The organism is Legionella dresdenensis (assembly GCF_042649825.1).
GTDB lineage: Bacteria > Pseudomonadota > Gammaproteobacteria > Legionellales > Legionellaceae > Legionella_C > Legionella_C dresdenensis.
This window is the reverse complement of sequence record NZ_JBHSAB010000022.1, coordinates 49,976-59,862: the sequence shown is the minus strand read 5'-3', so window position 1 is coordinate 59,862 and position 9,887 is coordinate 49,976. Positions and strand designations below refer to the sequence as shown.

The window sequence follows — 9,887 nt, the reverse complement described above, 5'->3', positions numbered from 1 at the left end:
ATTTCTATATATATTTAGCTCTTTTTTTCTATATCGCAATTTTTGTACAGCTTAAGGCAGCGCCATTGGGTCAAACGACCCAACCTACAAAAACTGTCCTGTGCAAAGTTGTACGATTTTATTTACAAATAATATTTTGTTAAGAAAAATTGGATAAACTAATAGAACAGACATTAGCAGATAGAATGCTCATGAGCGACCTCATCGAAGATCTTCGCAACTACAGCAATAGTAAAGGCAATTCCGAACATGATCGGGAAAAGAAAGACTTTTTTAATAAGTTAATCAGGCTGCTTGAAGAAAATCAGCTGAATGTGGCTACGTTAACGGAGGAATTGTCTAAGCTTACCCTGCGCCAAAGAAAAAATCTGTTTTATTTACGGCGCCAATTCGGTGCTTCCAGTACCAGCAGAGCCGGTGATTTTATTACTATGATCTTTGAAAGTCTGAATATTTCGCTTGAACCGCTTGAGCTGGAATCAGTAGTGCGGTCTGGAATGTCGGAGGCGAAAAAACTGAATTTGCAATGGCGAGTGTATCATATATGGCTGTCCGACCGTTTTAATGCTGATAACATCCATGCGTTGGAAAGGGAACTGAAATATTATATGGGGTTACAGCCGATTAATAAGGTGCCGCTTGCTTCCTTGATACAAATCCAGCTTGAGGAGCAAAATTATCAACAATTAGAGCAATTATTGCTAAAGGCCAATAGATACGCACCGGAATACCTGTCTGAAGTTATTAATAAACTGGTTATCCAGGCGCCTGCGGCGATGCAGGAGCTGATTGCAATTGCCAGACGCAATCCTGATTTAACTAAAAAAATTATTACCGCTAATGCTGAAATCGCCTATCAGGCTGCCAGACAGGATTCTTCGCTGTTTTTTCATTTGTCGGCCGAACTTCAGCGCTCCTTACTTGCCAAAGCTGAGCTGGAGAACAACAGCCAGTTTCATGAAGAGCTTGCGAGGGTGAAATATGAAGAACCAGTTCTGAGCGCATCTGAGCAAGGCTATTTCAACCGGTTACTGATAGATGGCGGATATTGCCGGGAAGCAGCAACGCAAGGCCACGAAGCTCACAAGCTGTATAAACAATTAAATCAAAATATCATTAATCAGGTGACTCCAGCGATTATCGCCCACGATCAGGCGGAAAATGCTGTTAAATTGATTAACAGCTACCTCGAGAAATTCCCCGGTACTTACAAAAAACTTTTTTTTGAGCAATTAAAAACTGAAATTATCCGTGGCAACAAATTTGATCAGGCGCTGCTCCAAGGGCATTTGCAACGGGCGAGCCGTGAGCGCTTGTTTGCCAAATGGAGCGGCAGAGACAAATCGCGGGCAGGGGAACTCATTTGCAAACTTGCCGCTGAGGTTTGTGCTTTTCCCAATTTAAACGATTTGCAAAAGCACAAAATTCTGAGTCAAGGTCTTTTGCCGGCTGTTAATCAAGAAGGGATGAAGCAGCGAATCAGCCGGCAAGTAGAGAACTGTTTACATAATCCGGCGTTATGCATTGCAAGCAATGTTGGCCAGGTGGTTAAACGTGTGGTTGAATTTTATCAGTCCTTTTCCCGGATTACAGAATATGAGCAGGCCAGACAACAATTAAATGCGGAGGCAATTTATCAGCGTTACTTAATCAGCAAAGGATTGCAGCAGGCCAGTGAGCAAGAAACGCTGCTCGTCGATACCCAGGGTCACATCCTGACTACGGTCAAGCTGGGGCAAGACGATATTAATGCCATATTAACGCAAATGACGGGCAATGAAGTCAGGCACGGTACGCTTGCAATGATTGCAAGCAGGCTTGGCGTTTCACAATTGACGGCAGCAACGGTATGTAATCTTGATGTCAGCCTGCATCCCGAGCTTATGGCGCGCGTTCGGCAAACTATTCTGGGTAATGAGCCGGGGGAGCAATTAAGCATAATTGTGGATTCATATCTGGCTTCTAATCAGCGCGGCAGCGTTATTGCATTACAAGAAGAAATGATGATGCATGCCCAGCTGGGTTTACGAACCTTGTTAAAAAAATTCCCTGAAATAATTTTAACTGATACGCAAAATCTGCAATTAATGCACGGTATTAATTGCCTGGTACTGGGCAAATTCCGCCGCATATTAGCGAATAGCCGGCCTGAACTTAATTTTGTTTATATTAATCGCGAACTGGATAATTGCCGAAAAGAACTGGCGCCCCTTTGCCGTGAATTAGTCGTAGAAACACTGGTCAGCATAATGGATAGCAATCAAAAATTGCAATTTCAAGATGTTCTGGTTAAGCTCGAATCCAGCGATTTTGAAAACACTACCGCAACGGGGCTGGACTATTTACGCACCGATAGCTGTAATGGCACCGTAGTTCGAATTGAGGCGACCGAGTATACTGCTCATGGCAAGGTATTAGGCGGGCAAAAACAGGCGCTGCGCCTTTTGGCGAGAAATCATTATCAGCCTCAGTCCGGCCAGGTAATGCCCTATGCTAACAGTACCCAGGAGGCACGGGTTCCCTCAATTGCAGTCATTAGTGTTCCCCATTCTGAATCGGTCCATGATGTAACTGCCAAATTAGGCTATAGTGCACAGCAATTGCGTCAGAAAGTACCAGGCTACCGAGGACCTATTGTTTATAATCTGTTAACCTCACTGCATAGTTCGGCTTATGAACGGTTGTTGGATAACCGTAACCGCCAACGTGAGAGTGCCCGCCAGATTTTGATCGGCGCTCATCACTATAATCGGGCGCAAGTCAGGAAAGGCATGCCATTTGAACTGATTTATGTGCAGAATATTCCAGTCAATCAGCATACGGTAGAATTAAACAGCGCAAGCCTTAATGATGCGAATGCTGAAGCGGCCTTGATGGTAGATATCGCTTTATTATCAACGCTATATCACCATCGTTATATTTTTCCGCCAGCGATGCAGACAAGTATTGCCCGTTGTTATAAAAATGCCCACTGGCATTATGTCAGTTTTCTGACTGATGCAGAAAAACGCGAATTTTATTTTAAAAATTCAGAAGCTGGCGTTAACACAGTCAGGCTAATTGAGAATTACAGGACAAGCTGGGCGGTTGCTGAATTCGATAATCTTTCAGCTGATTTTAACAACCTTGCAGTCTTATGTTTGTTAAAAATGTTCGCCGATGGCAGTTATAAAAAGAAACAGTTTGGAATGTTGATGCAGACGCTGTCGGTTTTCAGTGAGCCCATATCCCAGGCAGGCTGTAAAAGCGCTAATGAGCGTTATCAGGCAGTAGCTGGCCGGGTGGAGTTGCTGAAAAGCCTGAGTGTCGATCCGAACTTAACCCCTGAGAAACAAAATGTAATTGATGCGATGAAGGGATATATTGCCGGAAAAAGTCCGCTTGATTATGTGCAATACCGGCTCGATACAGCATACAACTTATATAATCTGCAGGGCGCAGCCGCATCCTTTAGCACCGAAGATCAGGGCGGCCCCTCAAAAGTGCAATCAACTAAAAACAGGAATAAACCCGGCGTTATTAATGAGATGGTTAATACCAATTATGCGGAAACCGGTTATTTAACCAGACTCCAGCAGACTAATGCTTCAGAACTGCAGGCTCATAAAGCTAATTTGCATACCTCATACCAGAAGCTGTTTGGCAATGGCCCGGCAATTTTACCCGGCCCGCACAAATAGTTGGGTATAGTATAATTTTCCCTGGCTGTCACGCACGATTCCAATGCCTGTGAGATTATAATTGCCGACAATATTACGCTGGTGCCCGGGGCTGCGTACCCAGTTATAAACTACGTCTTGTGCAGTTTTGTAATTATAAGCGACATTCTCTGCGCCGCCGCGGGGTGAATTCACCTGTTTGTAGATTATCCCTATCCGGTTTCGGAAACCATCATGGCCGAAAGGCACTTTATGCGTTGCCATATCAAGGCTGTGTAGCCGAGCCTGTTCAGACATCCTGCTATCCAGTTTCAACGGTTGCAGATGATGTTCGCTACGGTATTGATTAATATAATAGAGAACCTGTTCAGCACTGACGTTATTGGTCTGGTTTGTAGCAAACAGCGGCAAAGGGAGGAGGGTTGCCAATAGCAAAATTGCTGCTTTTTTCATGTGTATAGCCTTCTTTTATCCATAAGGATCACGGATTATACACTGTCTTGCCACTTTATAGTAGGTTGGTCGTTTGACCCAACAAGCTTTTCAACAAGCGCTCCTAGCCTGGAATTGATTGAAGATAAGTGATGTTGGGTCAAACGACCCAACCTGCTTGGTATCGATTTAATAAATAGTTAAGAATATTCGCTTATAATATCAGTAGACCTAACTGCATAAGAGTAGTGACCAATATGACAGACACAATAATCTCCAAACCGGGCATCAAGGATGAATCAGGTGCCTCGAAGAAAAGAAAATTTGGTTATTTTGAAACCATGGGCAATAAACGTCAGGAACAAGAGGATGCCCTGGTTGGATTTGGTATAGAAACTGCGGTACTGCCTCATCCGGAAGGAATTAAGATGGCATTAGTCTCTACTTATGTAGCACTTGATGAAGGTTTGCAATATGAACCACAAGCTGCAGCTGCAGGAACGACAGCAATAACCGTCGTGTATGATGGCCAGGAGCATCTGGTTACCGCCCTGGTGGCGGATGCTGCTGCCTTTGCCGCGGTTTATGACCTGGAGGGCAAGGTATTAAAAGTTGTCCGCTTAAATTCAATTGTTCATAAACCGGATAATCCCGATGAAAAGCAACGCATTGAAGATGCGGGCGGCCAGATAACGCCCAACAATAGATTAATGGGACCGGGTCCAACCCTTGCTGTATCCCGGGCGTTAGGAGATCATATTTTTAATAAAAATATTCTTATTTCCCTGCCTCAGATTGATACGTTGAGCCTGCCTGAGTTGCTCCAGGATGTAAAAATTAATCAACAACCGGCAACATTGGCTCAAGTCAAAATCCAGGTTATTACAACCTGTGATGGTTTTACTGACGCGATTGGGCAGAACGCGAATAAAGAGCAACATGAACTGTATTTAAACGACTGTTTAACACGTTACTCTGGCAATAAAGAATCCGAACAAGATTTGGCGGCATTTCTGGCGAGGCAGGCAATTCAGGATGGCTCGGAAGATAATGTTTCTGTTGCCGTGCAAACTCTGGTAGCTGGTGAAGCTTGCTGCCTGGGTGTTTATGATGGGCATGGCGGTAATTGGGTTTCTCATTATGTTGCTGATAATATAATGGAGCTCTTGCTGCGAAATTGCAGGATGTTTAAACAGCTGTATCCGCCTGCTGTATCTAAGGCTGATAATAGTAAACAGGATCTGGCGCAGGCAGCTATTCTGGATATTCGGGCTATTGCACAAGAGGCGGCTCCTGTAACTCAGGCGCCAACATTGCTGGATGCGCAGAGGATAGATCCGGCCGCGTTGCAAGCGATGAAAGATGGGCATCCAGATCAAGAGTTTTTTGCCTTAAAACAAAAGCTGCAAAATCCGAATGCTGATTTTTCCAAATTATTTAAAAAATTTATTACTCTGGTAAACGCCGGGAAGGATGAACACTCCAATCTGGCACAGGAGATTTTTCAGAATTTGAAAGCACGGGCGAAAACAGCGCGAGATCATTGGAAAGTTCTCCAGTTTCAACTTAAACATGACTCTTATCGACAGGGCATTAATAAGTTCGACCGGCTGGTTGAGATTGCTCAAATGGGGCATCTCCAGGCATTACGTGCAGTAGCTAGCCATGCATTAACAGGAAGGGCTGGCGGAGAGCGAATTGATGGCGTAACCTGGGGCCTGGATTGTTTGTATACTTTCCAGGAGCAGATTATTCCCGCGCTGAAGCATTCTGATAATGCTCAGGATAAACCGATAGGGGAAATTTTAGAACGCAGCTTGGGGCGAATATTAAAGCGGCATCAAATCGAGCGCTTTCCTGCAAACGGTAGCGAGGCTTTTCAAAATCTGGCGAATCGGTTGCAACAGGAAGGGTATGATAAATTGGAAAGCCGGTTGCCATCACGTTCTGCATTGGAAATTATCAATGAAAATAACCAGCATGTTAAAGAATTAGTGCTGAACTATAACCAGACCCAACCTGTTGCAGAACCTGTTATAGAAGATGCTCATCCAGAGCCGGCCAGTCCGGCTAGTTCAAATGTACCGCCTCAGACAGTTCAGCAACCGGCAGTCCATAGCTCACAGGCCTCATCAGATCAAGACAGGAAAACACAGCAAAGAGTCGACAAGCTATTAGGCATTTGCCAAAAATACCGGCAACATTTAGAGAGTAATATTTATTCCGTAGGTGATTCAGAGGAAAGAAAAAAGGAAAAGCTAGCTCACGCTCTTACTACATTACTTGGAAAAAAACACGCTGTAATGCAAACTCTGGAAGACATTTTAGCCAATAAAAACAACTCGCCCGAAGATAAATTAAATAAGTTTAAACAGTATTTTTATCATGGCAACGTTGCAGATGAAGCAATGAGTCCTAAGGCGTTGATTGGCGAAAGACGAAACAAGCTGGCAGCATGGTTTCTGAGTGGGGTCGAAACAATCTTCGGTAAAGGTTTTACTTGTTTCGGTCTTTGGAAAGTTAAAGGACAAGGGGTATCAGAGCAGATTAAAAGAGAGGTTCCTCCAGACAACGAAACTCCTAGTCTGTAGGTTGGGTCGTTTTGACCCAACAAAGATGTTGGTTCAAAACGACCCAACCTTAAGTAATTCTTAAGGTAGATAAGGTACAATAAATTATTACTCTTCCAAAGAATCCAATATGCCATGTTAAGTCAAAGACAAACTACCGAAACTGACAATGCAAATGAAGGGGATTCGCAAGAAAATAGGCCTAATCAAAAGGCTTTTTCCGATGCCCTGCATCTCGCTGGTCAATTATACAAGGCGACAATGCTGCTTGAGCAAAGCCTGTTTGATATGCGCTACAGCGAGAAACCTGCCGCTGGCCATAACGAGCGTCATCAACAGATTTGTAGCCAGTATAGGAGGGCGCTGGCAGATTTCGATCGATTTAAAAGCAATTTTATTCCTGCAAGCGCCAATCTGATTCAACAGCTTTATCAGGAAACAGCCCGGTTTTTGTTTAATACCCTGAACCAAAAAGGAGAAGAGGATCTGGATGAGGATCTTGCGTATTTTACCGCCCAATTGAGAGACCGTCTAAAGCCAGTCTGGGAAAACAGTATTTACTATCAACACAGTTATTATTACTCGCTTGAAAATAATCAAATCAAGTCGTATAAAAATGGAGGTGCTGTCAGTGTCGGTAGCAACGCTGTCAAATTCGATATTCATACGTTGAGCAGTTTGAAGCGCGAGCGTCTGGTGCTGGTAAACGCAAAAAACGATAGTGAGGCTGGACAGCAAGCGAAGTGGGTTCTTACTTTTCGCAGAGGCGATCCGGCAATTAATACTGCCTGGCGGGCATGTGTCGATTTGATTTTCGGCAGCAAAGAAGTCAATCAGGTTATTGCCAGTATTCCGGAAGCAAGTGATAGCGTGCAAACAATAGAAATTTATACCTTGCGATCAATAAAAGATTGTTCAAGGGTATTTCGGCTTCTGGAACGTGACAGGCTAACTTCTGGCCCGAATGTGTCGGTTAAATTTAAAACAGTAGACAATGATATCTATGATCAGAGGCATGGAGCAAGCGATCAGGTCGCTGTTTTGCCGCAGCAAGTTATTCTGCTTGAGGTCTATACCAGGTTGTTTGAACATAACTATATATTACATGGCGGCGGTGTCGAAGTTAATAATAAACTTTATTCCGCAAGCGCTGCGGCAATTGTGAAGAAAATTGAGGAACTGCTGAAGGATAAAGTAGATATTACTCAAGAGCGGGCTCTGGCGGCAAAACAGGCGAAAACCACGGCCTTATTGCAGTTTATTGAAAAAGAACTGACAGCTAAAACCAGGCCGACACGAACTTGGGGAGCATGGTTTTTCCCGGGAGCACGGGATGAATCCACCGCGGCTTTATATCAGGATATTCTGACAATGATAAAGGGGCCGAATAAGACGCCAGAATCAGCACCGGCGCCTGTCGGAATGGTTGGGTCGTTTTAACCAAAAATTACATTGGTTGATTATTTTCGTTCAAATACCCAAATTGCCGCATTACATCGCCATGATCCTGAATAATTTTTTCAACCTGAGCATCATTCAGCGTTTCCCGCCAATCGCCTGCAATTCCCTTCCGAAAAAATTGCCCCTGATGGCCAGGATTTTCCTTAAAGCCGTGGCTTTTCTCAAATTGCTGCAGTTTATCAAAAGACGTATCCTGAATCGCTTTTTGTAACACCGTTGCTGAAATATCCAGATTGAGAAATTGTACCCCTTTGGCAAATGTTTCTAACGGTGCGGTAATCATGTCTTCATAGCGTAAAACCAGAACATTAATCGGCAAATCAGCAGCAGTCCAGCTTTGGGCATGCAATGACCACGATAGCAGCTTTTGGCGTAGCTGTTTATCTCTGTTATCGGTAAACTTATCGGAGAACGGAATGGCAAATTCACTATTCCCCATCATATGAATGCTCCAGTCAAGGGGGCATTTGACGTGGTGGGCAAGTGAAATAGCGACATCAAGCGGATTGCGGATAAAATAGATGGCTCCCAGGCAACCCTGAGCTGGAAACAAAGGCGTTTTTTGATCAACAAGCGTATAGGCATCGTGGGTTTTGATATAGATAGTGCGTTTGGCTTGCCCGGCATACCAGCGATGGGCTTCGGGCCGTAACCGGTCGATTTCATCATCGGTTAACAGGGTACTGTCCAAACCAAGCATTTTGTTCATCCAGACCCGGTTTGCTACCATCCGCGAACCTAAAATTTTATCGATATCGTTAATATAACAAAGCTCGGGAGAACGATTGAGCAGCCGCGAAAGAGTAATGCGAAACCAGGTATTTCCCGATTTGGGATAAGAAGATAACCAGACAATTCCTTTAGTATTATGCATAATGTTGGCCTCGCTCAACGATATCCTGATTAATCGCATCAACGATTTGTTGCAGTTTAAATCCGGTTTTCGGTAAATAAATATCAATCATTTCACTATCATCAGGACAAATTTGCTGCAGATAAGCATTTGTGTTACTCGCCGAAAATGTAATAGTGGATTTTTGATGCATTTTCAGGGTATAGAATGTTCGCAACGTCAGGCTGTCAGGGCAATGCTGTTGTGCAAGCGGAAGAAGATACTTGTCAATCCCAGGTCTGAGCGGCCGTAATTCCGGTGTGCTTAAGGCTAATGGTTTAATAATCGATTGGCTGAGCTCAATATGGGATAATCCGGATAAAACCCGCCCCTGATGATTCAGCGCAAAAGTATTACCTGCCAGAAACGAATACCCTTTTTTATAAAAAAATGCCTGCAGCATTGCCTGGCCGGTACCAAGAGTACCAGTAAACGCAATGGCATTTTGGTCAATTTGCAGGGCAAATCCTGGCAGTATAATCAAATGCCTTTGTTTTAATAAAGCCTCCAGACAAGGCCCAAGCAGGAAAGCGGTGATGCTGTCCGGATCAACATTTGGCGCCGGCTCAATGATAATAGTCTGACCCTTGCAGACCAGAAAACGGGCTATTGTCGGCAGAGATAACCAGTATTCGGTCTGGTTACGCTGAAATGCAAACCCCTGCTCAATCGGGTTAGCGAGCCCAACCGGACTAACTTCGCCATAGGAAATGGTTACGTCTGCTGTGTCTGCCGGGATAGTCTTTTCGCTAAAACCCGGCAGGGCTAATTGGCTTTGAAGCAAAAAATCATAAGCGCCATAATAATACATACTTAACTCCAGGCTAAGAGAAGACAGGCAGCGGGGAGCAAATTTGAGTTGGCGGTATTATT

Annotated in this window: 6 protein-coding genes; 3 read left to right on the top strand and 3 right to left on the bottom strand. The window is 44.1% G+C overall.

From position 1 onward, the window contains the following. Positions 1-191: 191 nt before the first annotated feature. Positions 192-3,680 (top strand): hypothetical protein, encoded by a 3,489-nt coding sequence (locus ACFORL_RS09250; protein ID WP_382343299.1) that lies wholly within the window; start codon positions 192-194, stop codon positions 3,678-3,680. On the opposite strand, the gene ACFORL_RS09245 is transcribed toward ACFORL_RS09250, so the two are convergent. Further along, positions 3,660-4,112, bottom strand: a complete 453-nt coding sequence (locus ACFORL_RS09245; protein ID WP_382343297.1) for a CAP domain-containing protein — start codon at positions 4,110-4,112, stop codon at positions 3,660-3,662. The genes ACFORL_RS09250 and ACFORL_RS09245 overlap by 21 nt on opposite strands. Before the next feature lie 227 nt (positions 4,113-4,339). On the opposite strand from ACFORL_RS09245, the gene ACFORL_RS09240 reads away from it, so the two are divergent. Next, on the top strand, positions 4,340-6,682 hold the full coding sequence (locus tag ACFORL_RS09240; protein ID WP_382343295.1) for a PP2C family serine/threonine-protein phosphatase: 2,343 nt from the start codon (positions 4,340-4,342) through the stop codon (positions 6,680-6,682). Positions 6,683-6,796: 114 nt separating this feature from the next. Continuing rightward, positions 6,797-8,101: a hypothetical protein gene (locus ACFORL_RS09235; RefSeq protein WP_382343293.1), complete on the top strand. Its 1,305-nt coding sequence runs from the start codon at positions 6,797-6,799 to the stop codon at positions 8,099-8,101. A 7-nt stretch (positions 8,102-8,108) separates the two neighbouring features. Here ACFORL_RS09235 and ACFORL_RS09230 read toward each other — a convergent pair whose 3' ends face one another. Next, positions 8,109-8,996: a sulfotransferase domain-containing protein gene (locus ACFORL_RS09230; RefSeq protein ID WP_382343292.1), complete on the bottom strand. Its 888-nt coding sequence runs from the start codon at positions 8,994-8,996 to the stop codon at positions 8,109-8,111. After that, a complete protein-coding gene (locus tag ACFORL_RS09225; protein WP_382343290.1) occupies positions 8,989-9,825 on the bottom strand; it encodes a hypothetical protein in 837 nt (278 codons plus the stop codon). The genes ACFORL_RS09230 and ACFORL_RS09225 overlap by 8 nt, the downstream gene beginning before the upstream one ends. Between the last annotated feature and the right edge of the window lie 62 nt (positions 9,826-9,887).

Excerpts from the sequence above, each read along its gene's own strand:
- ACFORL_RS09235 (WP_382343293.1), top strand. The coding sequence starts at position 6,797 with ATGTTAAGTCAAAGACAAACTACCGAAACTGACAATGCAAATGAAGGG.
- ACFORL_RS09250 (WP_382343299.1), top strand. The coding sequence starts at position 192 with ATGAGCGACCTCATCGAAGATCTTCGCAACTACAGCAATAGTAAAGGC.
- ACFORL_RS09230 (WP_382343292.1), bottom strand. The coding sequence starts at position 8,996 with ATGCATAATACTAAAGGAATTGTCTGGTTATCTTCTTATCCCAAATCG.
- ACFORL_RS09245 (WP_382343297.1), bottom strand. The coding sequence starts at position 4,112 with ATGAAAAAAGCAGCAATTTTGCTATTGGCAACCCTCCTCCCTTTGCCG.
- ACFORL_RS09225 (WP_382343290.1), bottom strand. The coding sequence starts at position 9,825 with ATGTATTATTATGGCGCTTATGATTTTTTGCTTCAAAGCCAATTAGCC.